Here is a 20,165-nt window from a genome sequence, read left to right as displayed (position 1 = left end):
AGCATTTCTAGAAATCTTTCGGAGAAAAGATACTATTTTTTGATCGGCTCGACCCGATACCCAGCATTCCGAAGCAGCGAAATCACACCATTTTCACCGCCCAGATGCCCTGCTCCTACGGCTATGAAGAGTTTTTGGGACTTCATCTCCTCTTCGAGGATTGAAATCCAAGCTTTGTTTCGGCTGTCTAGTACCAATTCGCTGTATTCCTGCATCATGCCGTCTGAATTCATCACCTCATGCAGTCCCTCAATATCCTCAGCCAAATAGGTCTCGGTCATTTTATGAAATTCTGCAGATCCTGAATCCTCTTTCAGCATCTCAACCAGCTCATCAAGTTGGGTTTCTATGGGTATTTGGTCAAAAATACCGATCTGGAATTCAGGCGTTTCGAGCCCAATGATTGGCTTTTTACTTTCGATGGCTTTGGTCGAAAGAAACCCCTCATAGCTTTCGATTTCTTCGCAGGGAATCGTCTTCATCAACGCCATCGAACTCAGGACAATCGGCTTAAAAACTCCCAGTTGCGCCAGCCCTGCACCATAGTGTTGCAGAAGGAAAGAGTCGATAATCGCGGCCTCTTCGGGCGGAAGATCCGACTGAATATTCTTCATCCCAGGATTAACCGAAAACTCCTGAATCTTCATCTGAAGCTGTGGATCGCTCATGTCAAGCTCCATGACCAATTTTTCACTTCGGTCAAATGCACGAAGGATTCGCTCGTCCATCAGGAAATCTTCCTTGCAGATCACATGGATGGTGCCAAACAGGTAAGAATTGCTGTCCAGTCCGTTTCCGCTTACTTTCCAGAGCAGAGAGCTGTCCTGTGCCTTTGAAGCTCCGAGTATTGAAATCAGCAGGATGAGGGTGGCTGTGGCCTTCTTCGAAAAAGTGGAGCTCATCTGGTTTTGTTTTCGGTTTGTTTCCAATGATAGGCAATATTGGCAAGTTATGCCAAGATCTTTTGCAGTAGAAAATCAGAACGTTCGCTCACATGCAATTTCTACCAGCCAAACCCGCGAAAACTGACTTGATTCAAAACTAGCGGTAAAAACGAATAAAAAACCTAATTTGACTCAGTACTCTTTCAACCCATTTTAACCATGAACAACAGACGAGATTTTCTTCAAAAATCGATACTTGGCGCGGCTGGACTCGCACTTGCGCCATCTTGGCTCCAAGGTGCCCCGGCACTGATCAAATCCTTTAATAAACCCAACTCGGAAATCAACGGAGTCCAAATCGGCTGCATCACCTATTCCTTCAGATCCATGCCCGACCAGAGTGCCGAAGCCACGTTGAAATATGTGGTGGATAGCGGCCTGAGTTCGATCGAGCTCATGGGAGATCCTGCGGAAAGCTTTGCCGGCATGCCAAAGCCGACGTTTGACCGAATGCGAACCTACCAACTGGGCGGCAAACAACGTCGCGGTGAGACGCTGACGGCGGACGAAACCAAGGAACTGGCGGAACTTCAGAAACAGTCTGAGGAATACACCAAGACTGTCGCCGCGTGGAGGGCCACAGCTGACATGAAAAAATTTGAACAGGTACGCAAGATGTACAAAGACGCCGGCGTGACGATCTATGCGTTCAAGCCCAGCACCTTTGGTACCAATAACTCTGATGCTGAAGTTGCCTATGGAATGAAAGCTGCCAAGGCTCTCGGCGCCACCCACGTGACTTTGGAACACCCCTCCAAGGATGACCAAACCCTCCGACTAGGAAAACTCGGTGAGCAAAATAAGATGAACGTCGGCTATCACGGTCACGAGCAGGAGACATTTACCTTTTGGGATACTGCGCTGACGCAAAGCCCAAATAACGGCCTAAACTTGGATGCGGGCCACTACATCGCCGCCGGAAATACTGACCTGATTGCGCTGATCGAAAAGCAACATGCGCGGATCTACAGCATGCATACCAAAGACCGCCAGACTCCGGCTAATGGCAAGGGCAACCTAGCCTGGGGTACCGGCGATACGCCGATCCCGGATCTGCTCAAACTCATCCAAAAGAACAAGTACAAATTCCCGGCAACTATCGAGCTCGAATATCAAGTTCCGGAAGGCTCAGACGCCGTCAAGGAAGTCCAGAAGTGTGTTGAATTTTGCAGAAAGGCACTCGCCTAAACCAACGAAAACCGAGTCAGCAACTGGCTCGGTTTTCTTTTTTAGACTTCTTTTTTTACAGCAAGGGTCGTGATGGGCCTTTCTAAGATAGGAACCATCTCTGCCCTGACTTCTGCAAACAAATGCCGGATTCGGCAAGTTTCCTCGTCCTCACACTCGGCACACGCTTCATAGAAGCGCTCCGAGATACAAGGAATCAAGGCAATTGGGCCATCGACTACCCGCATGATCTGAGCAATACTGATCTCAGCGGGATTCTTTGCCAATGTATAGCCGCCCTCAGCTCCTCTGACGCTCTTGACTAGCTGATGGGTTTTGAGATCTCTGAGAATGTTTTCCAAAAACTTGTAGGGAATATGCTCACGCTCAGATATCAGCTTGGCGGAGACTGGTACGAGTTCCGGGTGATCTTGTAGAAAAAGTATAGTTTTAATGGCGTATTTGGCTCTTTTGGATAGCATATGTACTTCTTAACGACAACCAAAGTACGAAAAAAAAACAGAGGGGCAGGAATACAAAATACCGGCTCGTTAGTCTTTTTCTGTCTAAACCAAAAAAACCGACATCAATGCCCTTCGGGACTTTTTTCCCCCGCCTCAATGCCAAAGTCCAATCGATTTGCCTTGGGTGGTATCGGGCAGGTCGCAAACGCCGTGTAGGCGCAAGGCGGGTTGTAAGCATAGTTGAAGTCAACCGTGGTATTTCCCTTTTTGTCCGGAAAAGCCACGTACATATATCGTCCGCTTGGATAGGTTGATTCTCCGTTGGTTTGATCTGAGAAGATCACAAAGAGTTTCCCCGCATCCTCCAACGTGATGAGTTCCTGCTTTTGGCCCTCGACTTCAAACTTTAAAGTACCCATCACCCGCCACTCAATCACCTGTCCCATCACGTTGGTGATGTTGATGAACTCATTGAACTTGGGTTCGAAAAAAGCGTCCAATCTCCACTTGGAATCATATTCGTAGGTCACAATAGGTTCAAAGGCTGCGAGTGCCGGATGGTTCAGGTCTCTCAACCTCATCGCAAACTGTCCTCCCCGATTGATCACCGTCCACTTCCAGCGGTCAAAGTAAACTCCGCCCTCGCCATAGTGCTCCACAGGAAATTGAAGGACTTTAGCGGCTGTTTGTAGCTTGTTTTTCTTGATCACTTTTGGACTAAAAGAAAACCAAACCGAATCAGATTCAATCTGAAAAGCTCCAATGGTGTGTTTATTTGACCGCGTCGAAATCGCTAAACTGTCTTTCCCAACTTGATTCAAAAAAGCATTTTCCCGGCTAATCCAAAGCAGTCCTGCAAGATTGACCCAACCGTCCTCCGCCAGAAGCTCCTCGTTCCTCCCCTGTTTCCATTGATCAAACTCAGAATTCTGCCCGAGAACGACGGAACCCTGGACTAAGCATACAAGCAGTAAGATGAGTTTCTGTTTCATAGCCGTTATTTCCCTGCAATCTACCGAACACTAAAAAGTTTCGACACAAAGCTTCGATCTAATTTTGAGTTCAGTTTCGATTTTTTTTTTGAAATAATTTTCAAAACTGCTTGTGTTTTCCAAAGTAAATATACCTTTGCCTACATATCCTATCTTTTTGATAGGAATAATGGTTTTACTATAATTTATTCAAACCTATCCTTCTTATGAAAAAGACTTTACTCCTACTTTTCGCAGGTCTGCTTTCTTCGAGCCTGGCGATGGCGCAGATTGAGATCAAGGGGAAAGTAGAGGATCCCTCGGGCCAGCCTTTAATTGGCGCTACGGTTGTAGTCAAAGGTTCCAATACCTACGCGCTGACCAATGAAGCTGGAGAGTTCTCCCTTATCTCGCAGCAGGCGCTTCCCAATCGCCTTCAGGTTAATTTCGTTGGCTTCAAAGAATATTTTGTTGATGTTACTTCATCTTCTTCTGACCTACTCACCATTCGATTGGAAGAGGATTTGGAATTGGCAGAGGTCCTCATCACCGCACGTCGAAGAACCGAAGAAGTGCAAAAAGTCCCCATTGCTATCTCGGTGGTTGGCGGGCCAAAGATTGAAGAATCAGGTTCTTTCAACGTCAATCGGGTGAAAGAACTCGTACCATCGGTGCAGCTCTACTCTTCAAACCCCAGGAATACCACGCTGAACATCAGAGGACTTGGGTCAACTTTTGGTCTGACCAATGACGGAATTGATCCTGGCGTGGGATTCTACGTCGACGGAGTCTACTTTGCAAGACCTGCCGCTACTACCCTGGACTTCATCGACATTGAGCAGATTGAGGTATTAAGAGGTCCGCAGGGCACGCTTTTCGGCAAAAACACCACAGCCGGCGCGTTTAACATTTCTACCCGCCTACCTAGCTACACGCCGGAAGGCACCGTAGAGCTGAGCTACGGAAACTACGGCTTTGTCCAGGCGAAAGCATCTGTCTCGGGACCTTTGTCTAAAAAACTGGCCGCAAGAGCTTCCTTTTCAGGTACGCAGCGAAACGGCACAATTGAGAATACGGTGACGGGCAAGTACATCAACGACCTAAACAATCTGGGATTCAGAGGGCAACTTTTATACAATCCTACCAGTAGGATCGAAATCCTTCTTGCCGGAGATGCAAGCTCGCAGCGTCCCGACGGCTATGCCCAAGTGGTGGCCGGTGTGGTAGAAACCCAACGCGCTCCCTATCGACAGTTTGAGCAAATCATCGCTGATCTTGATTACGACCTTCCTTCCAGAGATGCTTTTGACCGAAAGATCGATCACGACACCCCATGGAGATCGAAAAACGATCTGGGCGGTATTTCTCTCAATGCAGATATCCAACTGGGTGCCGGAACTCTGACCGCTACTACCGCCTGGAGATATTGGAACTGGGGACCTTCCAATGACCGGGATTTCACGGGTTTGCCTGTACTTTCGCTGTCTCAGGCACCGTCCAGGCACGAGCAGTTTTCTCAGGAGATCCGATATGCAGGTGACTTTTCCAAGAAGTTGAGTGGCGTATTCGGAGTATTCTATCTCAGTCAAAACCTTGTTACCTCGCCCTATCACACCGAGGAATCAGGCGCTGCTCAATGGAGATTTTCCCAAAACACAAACAGCCCGCTTTGGGCCACTCCAGGGCTGCTCGAGGGCTACGGCATCAGAACCACTTCTTCTTTGGAATCAGTCGGAGCGGCGGTGTTCGGTCAGCTGGACTGGGCTATCACTGAAAAACTCCATTTTCTTCCCGGCATCCGATTTAACTACGACAGAAAAGATGTGGACTACAACCGAGAAACCTACGGGGGACTCGAAACGGACGATCCGGCATTGATCGCTATTAAGCGCTCAGTTTATTCGCCCCAGAGCTTCATTGCAAATGTAGAAAACCAGAACTGGTCCGGACAAGCCACCCTCGCCTACCAATTTGATGACAAAGTCAACGCCTTTGGTACCTTCTCTACCAGCTACAAACCTGTAGGAGTTAACTTGGGAGGCCTTCCCGCAGTTGCCGGTCAGCCGCTTTTGGAACTGGCCGAAGTCAAGCCGGAGTACGTCAAACATTACGAGCTGGGCGTCAAAACCACGCCAACCAAAGGTTCCGCTTTGAATCTGGTATTTCATCATACTAACATCGAGGACTACCAAACGCTGGTGCAAACGGCTGAGGTTGGCGTAAACCGCGGTTTCTTGGCCAATGCGGACGAAGTCCGGGTGATCGGATTGGAGCTGGATGGCAACATCCGCCTCAGCCCTTCCTTTACCGTGAATGGAGCCTTGGCGTACACCGATGCCATCTATGTTTCTTTCCCCAACGCGCCCGTGCCCTTGGAGGAAACAGGTGGAGAGTCTGCTTTCAAAGACATCTCTGGCGGAAGACTTCCGGGCGTTTCCAAATGGGCAGGTTCATTTGGCGGAGAGTATACCAAAGCGGGCAAGTTTTTCGGAAAGCAGGGAAGTTTCTTCATCGCCTCCGACGTGTTTTTCAGGTCGGAATTTTCCTCGAGCCCCTCTCCTTCACAGTTTCTAAATGTAGACGGCTACGCACTGGTCAACGCCCGGGCCGGATATCGGGTGAGCAAAGGATTTTCAGCTTTCGTATGGTCCAGAAACCTGCTGAATCAAAATTATTACGAGCAACTTTTGCCGGCCGCCGGAAATGCTGGGCACTATGCAGCTGTGCTCGGCGACCCTGCTACCTACGGCGTGACGCTGAGATACGGGTTTTAAATTTAAATTTGTGTTTGTTGTTAATGGGAAAGGCCGGACTGATAAATCCGGCTTTTTTATTACAGAAAATCAGACAATTGACTCCAAGGAAACCGTTTAAATACTATCAAATCCATGGATGAAAATCATGTGGAACTAAGACTAAAATGATGATCACCTCATTCAAATTTTCTTATCTTAAGGCATCATATAACCCCTAAACCATGGATTTATCCTCAGTTTTTTCTTTAGATGGAAAAGTTGCTCTAATCACCGGGGCGAGTAAAGGAATCGGTTTTTGCATTGCGGAGATTTTTGCTGCGGCGGGAGCCAAAGTGGTCATCAGTAGCCGCAGACAGCAAGCGCTGGATGAAAAGGCAGATTTTCTCAAATCCCAGGGCTACGAAGCCACCGGCATCGAATGCAATGTTGGAAATATCGCAGATCTTCAAAGTTTGGTAGATCAGACCGTTGCAAAATATGGCACCATCGATATTCTGGTCAACAATGCAGCCGTGAATCCGGTGTTCGGTGCGATCCATGAGACGAGCCTGGAGGCATTTGACAAGATCATGGCGGTAAATGTCAAAGCCCCGTTTGAGCTTTGCCGCCTTTGTTTCCCCTATCTCAGGCGATCTTCCGGGGCATCGGTGATCAATATCAGTTCAGTCGGAGGAATTTCTCCAGAGCCCGGTTTGGGAATCTATTCAGTCTCAAAAGCCGCGTTGGTCTCGCTCACAAAAGTTTTTGCTATGGAATGGGGCGATTCTAAGATCCGCGTCAATGCCATTTGCCCAGGTCTGATCGAAACTAAATTCTCTGAAGTACTTTGGTCCAATGAAAAAATTCTCGCTAAGATGTTGCAGCAGCTTGCCATCAAACGGACAGGAACTACGACGGAAATTGGCTTGATGGCACTTTTTCTCGCCGCATCCGCTTCCTCCTACACCACAGGAAGTGTCTTCAACGCTGATGGCGGGTTTACGATTTAAGCGTCGAGCATGCATTCTGCCCAAAATATCCCGAAGGATGATTTTTCCGCACTTCTTTCTAGATACCGTGAATTCGTCAAAAGCAAACTTTTCCCGATTGACCTTTCTTTAGTCAACGGCCCCTTCAGAAGCTTTCTTCCTCAGCTGGAATCACTCCGAAGCGACGCAAAATCCCAGGGTCTTTTCGCTCCTCATCTATCTACAGAAGATGGCGGAGTCGGTTTGAATCTAGTTCAGTTTGCACAGGTTTCAGAGATTTTGGGTCAAAGTCCCGTCGGGCACTACGTCTTCAACTGTCAGGCTCCAGACATCGGAAATATGGAGCTGCTACATCTCTTTGGCTCGGAAACACAGCAGAAAACCTGGCTCAAACCGCTTCAGGAGGGAAAAATCAGAAGCTGCTTTGCCATGACTGAGCCAGCACATGCCGGAAGCAATCCGATAATCATGGGTACTTCGGCGGTCCGGGAAGGTGATTGCTATCGAATTAACGGCCACAAATGGTTCACCACCGCGGCGGATGGTGCGGCATTTACCATCGTCATGGCCGTCACGAATCCCGATGCCGACTCTGCCTATCAGCGAGCGAGTATGCTGATCGTTCCTTTGGACATTCCGGGGTTTAAGCTGATCCGGAATATCCCGATCATGGGCGATGCCGGTGAAGACTACCTGTCGCATGCCGAGATCCGATTTGAAGATTGCCTCGTTCCCGCAGAAAATATGATCGGCGAGGAAGGCCAGGGATTTGCTCTGGCGCAGGAACGGCTCGGTCCCGGCCGCATCCACCATTGCATGCGCTGGATCGGGATCTGTGAGCGGGCTTTTGACATGATGTGCCAAAGAGCAGTGAGTCGACAGCTTGACTTTGGCAAACCTCTGGCCGAAAAACAAACCATTCAAAACTGGATTGCAGAGAGCCGCGCAGAGATCAAAGCGAGTCGTTTGATGGTCATGGACACTGCGGAAAAGATGCAGCAACATGGTGCAAAGGCTGTCCGGGAGGATATTTCGACGATCAAATTCTTTGTGGCGGATGTGCTGATGAAGGTCATCGACCGGGCCATTCAGGTGCACGGCGCACTCGGAATCACAGATGACACCTTGCTTTCATTCTGGTACCGACATGAGCGTGGCGCCAGGATCTACGACGGCCCGGACGAGGTCCACAAATCAGCATTGGCACGAAGCATTCTAAAAAACTACCGCCGCAATGAGTGATGAGATAGATTTTTCAAAACTAAAAGTACATCTGGAGAACAAGCTGCAGTGGGACCGAAACGCTATTGAAATCACGCTCATATCGGGCGGCTTTTCTAACTTGACCTTTCTGCTTGAAACGCCACAAGGTAAGTTTGCGCTAAGAAGACCGCCTTTTGGTGAGATTGCTGCTAAAGCCCACGATGTGGTCCGTGAATGTCAGGTCTTGCAGCGACTGTTCGAGGCCGGCTACGGTAAGTCTCCTAAGCCGATTTTCCTATACGAGGACCCACATCTAATTGGAGTGCCGTTTTTTATCATGGAATTTGTGGAAGGCGTCGTCCTGCGACGCAAGATGCCCGCGGGCATGGAGCTTTCGTCGGATGATTTTCAGCAACTTTCCAGAAACTCCCTTGACAGCCTGATCGAGCTTCATCTGTTAGAACTCCATTTATCCGGTCTAATCCGTCTTGGCAGCCCAAGCGGATACGTTCAACGCCAGGTTAGCGGGTGGACAGACCGCTATCACCGAGCCAAAACCAAGCGTCTCCCTGAGATGGAAAAGGTGGCCGACTGGCTAAAGATCAACATTCCCCGAAAGGAAAATGTAGGCTTCATCCACAACGATTACAAATACGACAATCTGGTGCTGAATCCGGAAAACATCTCTGAGATCTCAGCGGTCTTGGACTGGGAGATGGCAACGGTCGGCGACCCACTGATGGATCTCGGGACTTCACTTGCCTATTGGGCACAGGACGACGATCCGGAGATCCTCAAGATGTTCAACCTGACTCATCTTCCCGGGAATCTTACCCGAGCCGAACTCATCAGATACTACGACGTGCTTACTCCTTTTGACCTCAGCAACATCCTGTTTTATTACGTGTTCGGGCTGTTCAAAGTCGCGGTAATCGCCCAGCAGATCTATAAGCGCTATTCATTGGGCTTTGCTAGTGATCCCCGCTTCGCTGCATTGATTCATGTGGTGGAAGCGGCCGGAAAAAAAGCTGAAAAAGCAATCCTCACCGAAAAAATCTAAGGAAAATGGAAATCAAAAAGATCTGTATCCTCGGAGCGGGCAACCTCGGAAGCCGCGTTGCTTTGCAGGCAGCGGTATCGGGTTTGGATGTATCCGTGTATGATATCGAGCAAAAAGCCCTGGATTTTTCACAGGCCATGATGGTCAAATTACTCAGGCCGCTTTCTCGATCCGGTCAGGTGTCCAGTGAACAGGAGCCCGAAATTTTGGCAAGGATTCAATTCACTTTGGACCCAAATGAAGCGGCGAGAGACGCTGACCTCATCAACGAAAGCGTGACGGAGGACCTGGAAATAAAGAAAAAGGTTTGGCGACAGTTTGGCGGGATTGCTCCTGCAAAGACGATTTTCACGACGAATACTTCCTACATGCTTGCCTCTATGTTTGCTGAAGACAGCGGTCGGCCGGACAAGTTCTGCGCGTTTCACTTTCATGATGTGTTCTACTCCCGTGTCGTGGACATCATGCCGCACCCCGGAACCGACCCCGCTATTATTTCCCTCTTGGAAGAACTGGGGAGAAAGCTCAATCAGGTGCCCGTCATCCTCAAAAAGGAAAACCCGGGTTATCTATTCAACACGCTGCTTCTGGCTTTGCTCGGCGCGGCCGCCAAACTACTCAACAAAGAAGTCGCTTCCATTCAAGACATTGACCGTGCTTGGATGGTTAATTTTCACATGCCTATGGGGCCTTTCGGGATCATGGACTCCGTTGGACTGGACACGGCTTGGCACATCATCAGCGCCTTGCCGGACCGGCATTCACAGGCTTTCGCCGTACTTTTGAAGGGGTATTTGGACGAGGGGAAATTTGGTGAAAAGTCAGGAGAAGGTTTTTATTCCTACCCTTATCCTGAATTCAAGAATCCGGATTTCATCTGTTAATAATTTGTTTTTTAGGCCAGATAGCCTGTCCCGAACTTGATTCGGGAGAATGCCCTAGCTAATCATAGCCTGTATAATAATTTTCTCAGGGGCATTTTCTCAAATAAACCTGAATTTTAGGTATTTAATCTTCTCGCCCTTGTCGGAAAACAGCTTTTCGTACTTGGTTTTAATGCCATGGTGATCATCCTTCATCTCGCTCTGATAGAAGTCGTGGGTGAAAGCCAACACTTCAATATCCTCACGGGAATTAACCAATTCCAAGGAATAATCGAACAGCCCGGTGTTGTCTGTCTTGAAGTGTACAATTCCGCCCGTCTTGAGCATCGGCTTATACATCTCGAGAAACTTCGGTGAAGTCAGACGGCGCTTTTCGTCTCCATCTCTGGGAAAAGGATCAGGAAAAGTAATCCACAGCTCCGATATCTCGCCTTCTCCAAAAAATTCGGAAAGTTGTTGAATCTGGGTTCGCAAAAAGGCCACGTTGGTGATTCCTTCGGCGGTAGCGGTAGAGCTTCCTTTCCAGATACGGCTGCCTTTGATATCTACTCCGATGAAGTTTTGATCCCGGTATTCACGACCTAAGCCGACGGTAAATTCTCCTCTGCCACAGGCCAATTCTACTACAATCGGGTTTTGATTTTGGAATTGGTCTGAGTTCCATTTCCCTTTGATAGTTTCAAAAATTGGCTTTCCAGCCTGAATTACATTTGGATTCACTTCGTTTTCGGCGAAGCGAACCATCTTCTTTCTGCTCATTTAAAGGTCGTCGATTTCTGCGACCACAAAAGTACTGCCTCCGACAAATATCAAGTCATCCGATCCGGCATTTTTTCGGGCAAAGTTCAAGGCGGCATTCACGTCCGGAATTATTTCGCCTCTGAGTCCAACGGCGGCCGCTTTTTCGGCAAGCTGATCGGCTGGCAGAGCTCTTGGCAAGTCCGCTTGGCAAAAGACGTACTCCGCTTCTTTAGGCAACAGTACAAGTATTTTAGAGATATCCTTGTCCTGCACCATTCCTATCACGACCCAGAGCTTCTCATACGAATAGGTTTCCAACTGAGCGACAATCTCCCGGATTCCGGGTTCATTGTGGCCGGTATCGGCAATGGTCAGCGGCTTCTCGCTCAAGATCTGCCAGCGCCCCTTCAGTCCGGTAAGTGGAGCGACATCCGCCAAACCCTTTTTCACCGCATCTTCTGAGATCTCCCAGCCAAGCTTTCTCAGCTGATCCACAGAGTCCAAGATTCCAGGTAGGTTGTATCGCTGATAGTCTCCGAGCAATCCAAACTCCAGCTCTGTCTTTCTCCCTTCCTTTTCCACGGAAAAAACAGCGTGTTTAGCAACTGTTTGCACTTTATCGACGCGGATTAGTTGGTCAGCAAAATGGATCGGAGCGTTCATCTCTTGCGCTTTTTGCAGAAAAACTGCAGTGGTTTCTTCCTGAGTCTGACTGACAATCACCGGAATACCCTGCTTGATAATCCCGGCTTTCTCTCCGGCTATCTCGGGCAGCGTATTTCCGAGAAACTGTACATGATCCCAGCCGATGTTGGTGATCACACTCAATTCCGGTATGATGACGTTGGTGCTGTCAAACTTTCCGCCCATCCCCACCTCGATGACTGCGATGTCGACTTGCTCTTGGACAAAATACCAAAAGGCCATTCCCACGGTCATCTCGAAGAAACTCGGCTGGAGTTCATCGAGTATCGCTTTGTTTTCGTCGACAAACTGAACGACAGAATCTTCGCCGATTTCCCGGCCGTCAATGCGGATTCGTTCGGTGAAAGACTTGAGGTGCGGGGAAGTGTAGAGTCCGGTTTTATATCCGGCAGATTGCAGTACAGCGGCGATGGAGTGCGAGGTGCTGCCTTTTCCGTTGGTTCCGGCGACGTGGACGGACTTAAATTTTCGCTCTGGATTGCCTAAATGAGAACAAAGCGCAAGGGTGTTGTTCAGGTCTTTTTTGAATGCTGACGCGCCTACCCGTTGAAACATGGGAAGCGCGTGAAAAAGGTAATCCAGCGTCTCTTGGTAATTCATTTTTAATCAACCTTGATCACAAAGGTGATTTTTCCGGTTGAGAAATCAGCGGCTGCACCACCGGATTTTTTGAAGTTGATCTGATTAACGACTTGACGGTAATAGGCCAAGACGTCGTTGGAAACATTATATTCCAACGGAACAGCCTGTACGACCCGCCCGGAATCGTCAATTGTGATCTTGAAAACGATCTTCCCATTTCGGGTAGACACACGGTCATTGATCGTCGGTCTGGACGCAAAATCCCAACCCGCAAGGTCCAGGCTATATCCGGCTCCTGAAGCGGTGCCTTTCCCGCTGCCCTCACCCATAATGGCGCGGCCATCGACGGTGCCTGTTGGCTTTCCTTCGTCACCCTTGGCATTGCTACTGCCCTGCGCTCCACCGGAAGCCGGTGTGGTGCTTTTGCCGGAAGTCCCTCCTGCTCCCATCACTGCTCGCGGGTCAATCTTCGGCTTTTCAGGAGCTTTTTGAGTAGTCTGTTCTGCTTCGGATTTTGCGGGAGTAGTGACGGTCTTAGTCGGCTCAGCTTTGGTTGGCTCAGGCTTTTTGGTTTCAACAGCAGCTTTTTCTTCGCCTCTAATGGGTGAAGGATTGGTTGTGACTGCTTTATTGGTAGCTGGTTTGGAAGACGTCTTGGGTTTGGCGGTTTCGGTCTTTGGACTTGGAGCCGGAGCGGCAGGTTGGGTTACAGCCTCGGCCACTTCACCCGGAGCGGCTTGCTCTACGCTTTCCGAAGGAGTTTCGGATGGTGCATTGGGGCTGTTTCTGTTTCCCGAACCAGTATCGGTAAAGCCCAAGTTCAACTCCAAACCATAGGTCGGTAGGGGTGGAATCTGCTCTTGCCAAACAACAATGAAGTAAAACGCCAAGAGCATCAGGACGTTGATCGCTATCGTGATGATGGCGGATTTACGTTTACTGTCCTTTTCTACTTGATCAGCGTTCCAAGTCTGCATGGCTTAGTAGGGTTGTGTGGCGATGGAAACGTTGGCTTCCAATCCGGCAGCGATGCCACCGATCTCCACTAAATATTCAACGGGAACTTCCTTGTCAATGTGCAAAACTACCTGACCTTTTTTTCCTTCCAACAGCGTAGTCAGCTCAGCTTTGATCTGATCGCGACCCACGATCTTGTCATTGACCGAGTAGCGGAGGTCTTTGGTCACAGATACCGTCACCTCCTGCATCACGATGTCCGATGTCTCACTGGAAGGCAAATTCACAGGAAGGCCAGACGGTGTGATGAACGAGGAAGTAAGCATAAAGAAAATCAGCAACAGGAAGATAATGTCCGTCATGGACGACATACTGAATGCTGCTTCAACCTTATTTTTTGCCTGAAGTCCCATGGTTATTTATCCTGAAGGAGGTCGATAAATTCTACCGAGGTGTATTCCATGTTGTGAACCAGCTTAGAAACCTGGGTCACCAAATAATTATAACCGAGGTAAGCGATGATACCGACCACTAGTCCCGCAGCGGTGGTAATCATTGCCTCGTAGATACCAGAGGAAAGCAACTTTGGAGAAACCATTCCCTCTTCTTGCGCGATGGAGATAAATGCCTGGATCATCCCAGTCACCGTACCCAAGAACCCAATCATAGGAGCTGCTCCCGAGACAGTGGCCATCAATCCCAGATTCTTCTCCAGTTTATAGATCTCGATCTTGCCGACGTTTTCGATAGACACCTCGATGTTTTTCAACGGCGATCCGATTCGGTCGATCCCCTTGGCGATCATGTTGGCTACAGGTGTATTTTCCCCGGCGCAGAGCATCTTGGCTTTCTCAATCTGCCCGCTCTGAACCAGGACTTTCACCTGATCCATCAGATGTGCGGGAGTCTTGGAGGCTTTGTTGAGGGTGATTACTTTCTGGATAAAGATGAAAATCGCCAGCACAAACAGTGCATAGAGCGGGATCATCATGTATCCTCCTTTGATGAGGATTTCCAGCAGGCCGATACTTTCGGGAGTAGCGCCTGTTGCCAGGCTGTCCATGGATGTTAGACTGTCAGTCGAGAGGGTTTGTAGCAACATATTAATATTTCAAAATCCACAATTCTTCCTTGTATTGGGATTTGATTTCCTCGAGTTTCTCGGAGGCCAGCTTGAAGCTTCCAAATTTGGAGAGCGCAAGACGGTAATTTCTACCGCCATCATGGGGAGCAATCAGATAAAGTTCGGCTGATTTGCCGTAATACTGAGTTGCTTCCTCCAGCGCCAACTTCTCGTTTGGCAAGCTTCCTACAATGATAAAATACTGCGGACGCTCGGTCTTGGACTCTATTCGGATCAAATTCCCAGATGCAGTATTGGCAATAGTTGTACCAGTTTCGGCAGGTTTGGAAATATTAGGATTTGAAATATTGGAAGGGGTTATAGAATCCTGATTTACAACAGGTTGATTTTGGTCAGTTGCTGTAGTTTCGGTAGGAAAATCGGCCGTCACCGCCGGAATCTCGGTTGCAGGTTCATCGACAATCTCGAAAACAGGTTTTGACGCCTGAGTGTTTTGGTTAGCCATAATTTGCCACACGATCACGGCGACGATTCCCAAGCCAATCAAGACCACCGCCCAAACCCACGAGGAAGATTTTTCCTCTTCTCCCTGTTTGCTTGCAGCCGGTGCTTTCGTCGGTTGGCCAGCAATTGATGCGCTCTCCTCAACAGGTTGCGCTGGCTGGATTTCCAATTCGGAAACGACCGGAAGAACAGGTATTATCGCTTCTGCAGTCGGAACAGGCGGCATCGACTCATCGGCTGAACTCACTTCTTCAGTCAATGCTTTGGGCCTAAGTGGAGTAATCTCCACAAAGGGAAGCCCATAATCCTTAGGATCTGACCACTGTTTGTTATCTGAGTCTTTTGCCGGCATGTTCAATTGAGAAAGCTACGAAACTAACCGAAATGCAGCGAAAGGCCAACCCGGGAGTTAAACATTATCAGAATTTGAAGCTCGCCCCGCCGATCAACTGAATTCCCCGCACAGGATAATTCAGCCAGCGGGTGTTTTTTCCATTGAGGATATTGTTGCCTTCGGCAAAAATCGAGATCTGGTCGGTGATCTTGAAATCAGCCTTTAGCTGGAGATCTGCAATGGTTTTCAGATTGACCACCTCGTAGCTTTCAGGAACCATGATTCCTCCTATTCCTCCCAAATCTGGCATAATTGGCGTCCCTCGTCCTTTTATACCACCCATGAAGTTCAGATTTGCCTGGAGCAAAAGTCGATCTACCGGGGTCACTTGGTTGTTGATCCGCACTTCCCAAACCGGTCTATGCCAGGCCTCCTGCTGGGTATTCAGCTCATACTGATACAAGTCCAGGCGGCTTCCCAAGGAATAGACCTCGCTGATCTTGAAGCCCAATTCCGCGTTCACATTGACCACTGTGGATTTGTCATCATAGACGAGCTCAAACCGAGAGCTATCTGCCAAAGAGTTTGCAAAGAAGTGAAGTTGGTTGTACCGACCCACATTGATGCCAGCCCGATAATGGAAAGCTTCCTGAAACTGACCCTCGATCCCACCTTCGATCTTGTAATTATTGACAGTGTTCAACAACTGCTCGCTCGGGCCAAGGAAAGGATTTTCATTTACAAAACTGAAATACGTGTTACGCTGGACGTCGCCGGAGAACTCCGCAAAGAACCCAAACTCATCAGCAAACTGGTAGCTGGCCTGTAAAAGTGGGAAAATATGAGAATCGTTGTCCTTTTCTGCTATGGAATCATTTTCAGACACCACATTCAAACCCGCCGTGAACCGGAACGCTTCGTAATTGTAAGAAATCCGCGGACGTACCGAAAAGTAATTTCGCTTTTCCAGATAGTCGACATCGTTGGGATTGGTATGGAAATAAGCCAAGTCAACTCCTCCTGACCAATCAGATTCGGTCCTGACCTTCCCTCCCGCTTGGATTCCCACTTCGTTTTCTTTGGCAGCATAGCTGTCTTTGAAATTTCTAAAACTCAGCTGTCCCTCGTAGGAAAACAGTCCAGTCTTTTCAATATCCCGGATTCCAACTTTCGCCTGCACATTGTTGAGCACGTTGTCAGACGTCTCAAACGGAACATCCGGATTTTCAAAAAGCATTGGATCTACTCCGTAAAAGGAATACTTATCCTGACCCCAGCTCAATCCTCCGAATACTTCTACCAGATCGGTGAAATAGCTTCCGTCAGCTCCGAACACCGTGTGCGACTCTGCACTTTCCTCCCCCGCGACTGGCCCCTTGCCAAAACTCTGATGCTTGAATTTCAGCGCGTAGTTCAGCGGATCAGCGTTTGTGGACATGTATCTTCCCTCCAGCAGCGGCGAAGCGAAGTTGCCGTAACCGGCTCGGATGTATCCGGGATAGAGAGTCACCTTGTCCTGTCGGTAGCTCTTCTCCAAAGCCGTGGGCTGAAGTTTTAGTGCCGGCAAATTCAAAAAGAAAGGCGTCACTGAATAGTTGAAATCCGCCAAACCTTTAGGCTGTGGCAAAGCGGGCATGCGCTCAAAGGATCTTGGCTGAGTCGGGACGGTCAGCACCCGGTCTTTGCGGATCACAAATTCCTGATCGGTCACTTCGCCTCTCTTCTGCTGCTGCTGATCCTGAGCTGATACAGAGGTGATGCCACAAGCAAATGCTCCCGCAATAAATGAGTATAGGGTTAATCTTTTCATGGCTTAATTCAGGGTTTTGAGTTTTGCCTCTGCTTCGGCTTTGATATCTGCATCGGTAGCACGCTCGACGACAGATTCGAGCGTGGCTTTGGCCTGGAAGTCCTCGCCTGTTTTCAGGTAATTGTCCGCCAAGAGAATGAACATCTTACCATACCAGTAGCCAAAGTCTGCAAATGGCCCCGAGAAGTCGAAGATGGCGTCGTTTGACTTTGGTATGTCACCTTTTTCCTGAAGTGAAAATGCCAAAAGGTATAGGCCTTCCGCACCCTGAATCGTCTTGTGGTCATTGACCAGAGTCTGCAAAGTCAGCTCAGCCTGGGCCTTCTGGTTCAGTTCCCGCTGGGCTTTGGCCTTAGTCAGCATAGCTGTCGGCGTCGACTCAGGGATGACACCGTCCAGCGTCATCAATTTGTCGGCAAAGGTGATAGCCGGCTGAAAATTGCGGACAGCGAAGTTGGCAATCATCAGCCCTTGGATCGCTTCGGCTTCTTCTGCCTTGCTGCGTGAATTTTGCGCAGCGGTCTCCAGATATGGAATTGCCGCAGCGTAGTTTCCTCTCTCCAACTCGATCGCACCGATCTTCTGCATCGCTCTCACGCGCTGCGGAGAGGACGGCTCTTTTTCCAATTGTTTGAAAAAGCCCAAGCCCCGCTCTTGGTCTCCAGCCTGGAGAAATGCATCTCCGGCAAAATAAAGCGCTTCGGCACGCTGTGCAGATTGCGGATAGCTTTTGAGGTAGTTCTCCATCGCTCTCGCTGCCTGCTGGTAGTTTTTGTCAAAATAGAGGCTTTTTGCCGCCTCATATTCCAGAGACTGGACATTGCCCGAACCTGGATTGGCAGATTTGTATTTCGCTATTTGATCTCCAAACTCGCCCGATCTCCCCTGAAGTGCCAAGGTTTCCTGAAGTCCTTTTAGCGCGGTTTCGGCATTTTCAGCATTTGGATGCTCATTCAGGATGTCCTTGTAATCCGCGATCGTTTGGTCGTAATTCTGCAGTGAAAAATTCGCTACAGCCCTTCCTTCCAGAGCGAAAGGAATAAAAGGCGAACTCTGTCTGCTGGTAATCAGATCGGTAAAAGCGCTGGAAGCTTCATTGTAACGGGATTCCTCCAGGTAAATCTGCCCCTTTTGGAACATGGCATCTTCGCGGTAAAGACTGGAAGGAAAACCGGAAATCAAGCGATCCAAGTTGGCGAGCGCCTCATTGTTGTTGGACTGGAAGTTTTGCACGACCGCGAGACGATAATAGGCGTAATCAATTTGGGAATTGGATTCAGAGATCGCCCGCTGGAAAGTCCCGGCTGCATCTCCAAATTTCTTCTGCACGTACTGGCAGTCTCCCAGGCGAAGCAACGCGTCGTCATAATTCTGCTTGTCTTCGCTGCCTCTTAGTTTCTCGGTGTACAGCCTGAATTGCTCTTCGGCTTTGGTGTAGTTCTGAGAATTGAAGTAAGCATAGCCCAGACCGTAGTGGGTTTTGATTACATACGGATTGGTCGTCGCTGGATTCATGGCCCGGAGGGCCTCGTAAGCTCGGATTGCTTGCGGTAGATTGCCATCTGCAGCCAAAATCTCCGCCTCCCAGAAGTGCGTCTCCAACAGCAAATCCCGGTCCGCCGGAAAGCTCTGAGACTTGTCAATCAACGACAAAGCTTGCTTGTACTTTTGATCTCGGTAATAAACCATCGCCTGATAGAAGGCGACTTTTTGGTAGGCCGCCTGTATCCGTGGAGACTTGGTTTTGATCTTGTCCATCTGCTCGATTGCCCGAAGGTAGTCGCTTGAATTGATCAGAGCTTCGGATAGCAAAGTCTCCGCTTCGGCCCTGTTTTTTCCCGAAGGGTACGTATTCAGATATTCGTCTAACGCAGTGATAGCAACCGAAAAAGTGCCCTTTTGAAGGCTGGTCTTCGCGTAGTTAAATAGCGATTCTTCTTGGATTTGCTTGTTAAAGCTGGATTTGGACGCCGCCTGGAAGCTGGTCGTCGCAAACTGGTAATTTTCCAGTTTCAGGTAAGAATGTCCGAGGTAGTAGCTCGAAGATTGGCCGATTTCATCCGTCGCTGAGGCGGACACTTTCAGGTAATCGGTAGCCCGCTGGTAGTTTCCTATTTCAAAGAAAGAAATCCCGGCCTTGTACACTTCCTCCCGGGAAAGGGTGCCTTTCTTGGCATTGATAAACGCGTCATAGTTCTTAGCCGCATTGGCAAAGTCCTTCTTGGCGTAATAAGCCTCAGCGAGATAGAGGTTGATGGTTTCCTTTCGATCCAGATTTTGACCGGAAGCCAAAAGCGGCTCCGCGTAGCTGATCACCTGATCGTAATTTCCCTCCTGATAGTAGAGCGCGGTGAGCAAATAAGGAACTTTGGTGGCATAAAAGTTCGATTTGCCAGCTGCCTGAAGGTCACTGATCGCTTTGGTGTTGTTTCCACCTTCCATTGCAATAAAACCGCTGTAGTAGTAGGCATCGGCACTAATCGGCTGATTGAGAGATTTGGCCTCGTCAAAAAACGGTGCGGCAGCCGCATTGTTTTTCAACTGAAAGTGCGAGTAGCCCTGCTTAAACAGCACATCGGCTCTATTGGCTTCGCTGAGACTGCTTGTCTTGACCAGCGCATACCCATCGAGGGCCTCTTTGTAGTTTTTCTTGTTGAAAAAATGATCCCCCATATACAACCCCGCGGTTGCCACGGATGGATGGCTTCCATGGTCATAGATGTAGGATTTCATCAGTCCGGGCCCATCGGGACTCTCGATCTGGAGAGCCGACATTGCGCGATGGAGTTCCGCAGATTTTTGCTGCTCGCCGTTTAGATTTTGGCTGAGCAGTCGGCTGTTGTCGTAGAGAACAGCAGAAAAGAGCTGTTTGTCAAAAAGCTCCAATTGATAATCCAGAGCTTGCTGGGGACTGGTCTGATAGAGAGTGGATTGAGAAAAAGCGTCCACACTTATCCCGAGGCCTGTAAGTAGCACCAGGTAGTATTTCATCTGTTATAATAATTGGTTTAAAATGGCCACATGGAATCTC

Annotated in this window: 17 protein-coding genes; 6 read left to right on the top strand and 11 right to left on the bottom strand. The window is 49.0% G+C overall.

The genetic code is table 11. The features are described 5' to 3' along the window. Nucleotides 1-32 precede the first annotated feature (32 nt). Nucleotides 33-902: a TraB/GumN family protein gene (locus G459_RS0107440; protein WP_035455392.1), complete on the bottom strand. Its 870-nt coding sequence runs from the start codon at nucleotides 900-902 to the stop codon at nucleotides 33-35. 201 nt (nucleotides 903-1,103) lie between these two features. Here G459_RS0107440 and G459_RS0107435 point away from each other — a divergent pair, with 201 nt between their 5' ends. Beyond that, nucleotides 1,104-2,132, top strand: a complete 1,029-nt coding sequence (locus G459_RS0107435; protein WP_026967081.1) for a sugar phosphate isomerase/epimerase family protein — start codon at nucleotides 1,104-1,106, stop codon at nucleotides 2,130-2,132. A 41-nt stretch (nucleotides 2,133-2,173) separates the two neighbouring features. Here the strand turns inward: G459_RS0107435 and G459_RS0107430 are convergent, their stop codons facing one another. Both G459_RS0107430 and G459_RS28895 read right to left on the bottom strand, forming a co-directional pair. After that, nucleotides 2,174-2,593: an RrF2 family transcriptional regulator gene (locus tag G459_RS0107430; RefSeq protein WP_026967080.1), complete on the bottom strand. Its 420-nt coding sequence runs from the start codon at nucleotides 2,591-2,593 to the stop codon at nucleotides 2,174-2,176. A 104-nt stretch (nucleotides 2,594-2,697) separates the two neighbouring features. Further along, nucleotides 2,698-3,567 carry a DUF1684 domain-containing protein gene (locus tag G459_RS28895; protein WP_051315120.1) on the bottom strand — a complete coding sequence of 290 codons (870 nt, stop codon included), beginning with the start codon at nucleotides 3,565-3,567 and terminating at the stop codon, nucleotides 2,698-2,700. A gap of 206 nt (nucleotides 3,568-3,773) precedes the next feature. Here G459_RS28895 and G459_RS0107420 point away from each other — a divergent pair, with 206 nt between their 5' ends. From G459_RS0107420 to G459_RS0107400, 5 genes are all read left to right on the top strand, one after another. Next, nucleotides 3,774-6,320, top strand: a complete 2,547-nt coding sequence (locus tag G459_RS0107420) for a TonB-dependent receptor (RefSeq protein WP_026967079.1) — start codon at nucleotides 3,774-3,776, stop codon at nucleotides 6,318-6,320. 203 nt (nucleotides 6,321-6,523) lie between these two features. Next, on the top strand, nucleotides 6,524-7,291 hold the full coding sequence (locus G459_RS0107415) for an SDR family NAD(P)-dependent oxidoreductase (protein ID WP_026967078.1): 768 nt from the start codon (nucleotides 6,524-6,526) through the stop codon (nucleotides 7,289-7,291). Nucleotides 7,292-7,300: 9 nt separating this feature from the next. Then, nucleotides 7,301-8,512 carry an acyl-CoA dehydrogenase family protein gene (locus G459_RS0107410; RefSeq protein WP_051315119.1) on the top strand — a complete coding sequence of 404 codons (1,212 nt, stop codon included), beginning with the start codon at nucleotides 7,301-7,303 and terminating at the stop codon, nucleotides 8,510-8,512. Continuing rightward, entirely contained in the window at nucleotides 8,505-9,533 is a 1,029-nt protein-coding gene (locus tag G459_RS0107405; protein WP_026967076.1) for a phosphotransferase family protein, read from the top strand. The genes G459_RS0107410 and G459_RS0107405 overlap by 8 nt, the downstream gene beginning before the upstream one ends. Nucleotides 9,534-9,538: 5 nt before the next feature. Next, on the top strand, nucleotides 9,539-10,417 hold the full coding sequence (locus G459_RS0107400; RefSeq protein WP_026967075.1) for a 3-hydroxyacyl-CoA dehydrogenase: 879 nt from the start codon (nucleotides 9,539-9,541) through the stop codon (nucleotides 10,415-10,417). 99 nt (nucleotides 10,418-10,516) lie between these two features. Here G459_RS0107400 and trmB read toward each other — a convergent pair whose 3' ends face one another. The 8 genes from trmB to G459_RS0107360 form a co-directional block, all read right to left on the bottom strand. After that, nucleotides 10,517-11,176 carry a tRNA (guanosine(46)-N7)-methyltransferase TrmB gene (gene trmB / locus G459_RS0107395; RefSeq protein ID WP_026967074.1) on the bottom strand — a complete coding sequence of 220 codons (660 nt, stop codon included), beginning with the start codon at nucleotides 11,174-11,176 and terminating at the stop codon, nucleotides 10,517-10,519. After that, a complete protein-coding gene (locus G459_RS0107390; protein WP_026967073.1) occupies nucleotides 11,177-12,463 on the bottom strand; it encodes a bifunctional folylpolyglutamate synthase/dihydrofolate synthase in 1,287 nt (428 codons plus the stop codon). 2 nt (nucleotides 12,464-12,465) lie between these two features. Next, entirely contained in the window at nucleotides 12,466-13,422 is a 957-nt protein-coding gene (locus G459_RS0107385; protein ID WP_026967072.1) for a hypothetical protein, read from the bottom strand. 3 nt (nucleotides 13,423-13,425) lie between these two features. Further along, nucleotides 13,426-13,815 (bottom strand): ExbD/TolR family protein, encoded by a 390-nt coding sequence (locus G459_RS0107380; protein ID WP_026967071.1) that lies wholly within the window; start codon nucleotides 13,813-13,815, stop codon nucleotides 13,426-13,428. 2 nt (nucleotides 13,816-13,817) lie between these two features. After that, nucleotides 13,818-14,504: a MotA/TolQ/ExbB proton channel family protein gene (locus G459_RS0107375; protein ID WP_026967070.1), complete on the bottom strand. Its 687-nt coding sequence runs from the start codon at nucleotides 14,502-14,504 to the stop codon at nucleotides 13,818-13,820. Between the two features lies 1 nt (nucleotide 14,505). After that, a complete protein-coding gene (locus tag G459_RS0107370; protein WP_026967069.1) occupies nucleotides 14,506-15,342 on the bottom strand; it encodes a hypothetical protein in 837 nt (278 codons plus the stop codon). Nucleotides 15,343-15,409: 67 nt separating this feature from the next. Beyond that, entirely contained in the window at nucleotides 15,410-17,134 is a 1,725-nt protein-coding gene (locus G459_RS0107365; protein ID WP_051315118.1) for a TonB-dependent receptor, read from the bottom strand. A gap of 3 nt (nucleotides 17,135-17,137) precedes the next feature. Further along, nucleotides 17,138-20,125 (bottom strand): tetratricopeptide repeat protein, encoded by a 2,988-nt coding sequence (locus tag G459_RS0107360; RefSeq protein ID WP_026967067.1) that lies wholly within the window; start codon nucleotides 20,123-20,125, stop codon nucleotides 17,138-17,140. Between the last annotated feature and the right edge of the window lie 40 nt (nucleotides 20,126-20,165).

It is taken from the genome of Algoriphagus terrigena DSM 22685 (assembly GCF_000429445.1).
Taxonomy (GTDB): Bacteria; Bacteroidota; Bacteroidia; order Cytophagales; family Cyclobacteriaceae; genus Algoriphagus; species Algoriphagus terrigena.
The sequence above is the reverse complement of the archived record's forward strand: the minus strand, read 5'-3'. Positions and strand labels throughout refer to the sequence as shown.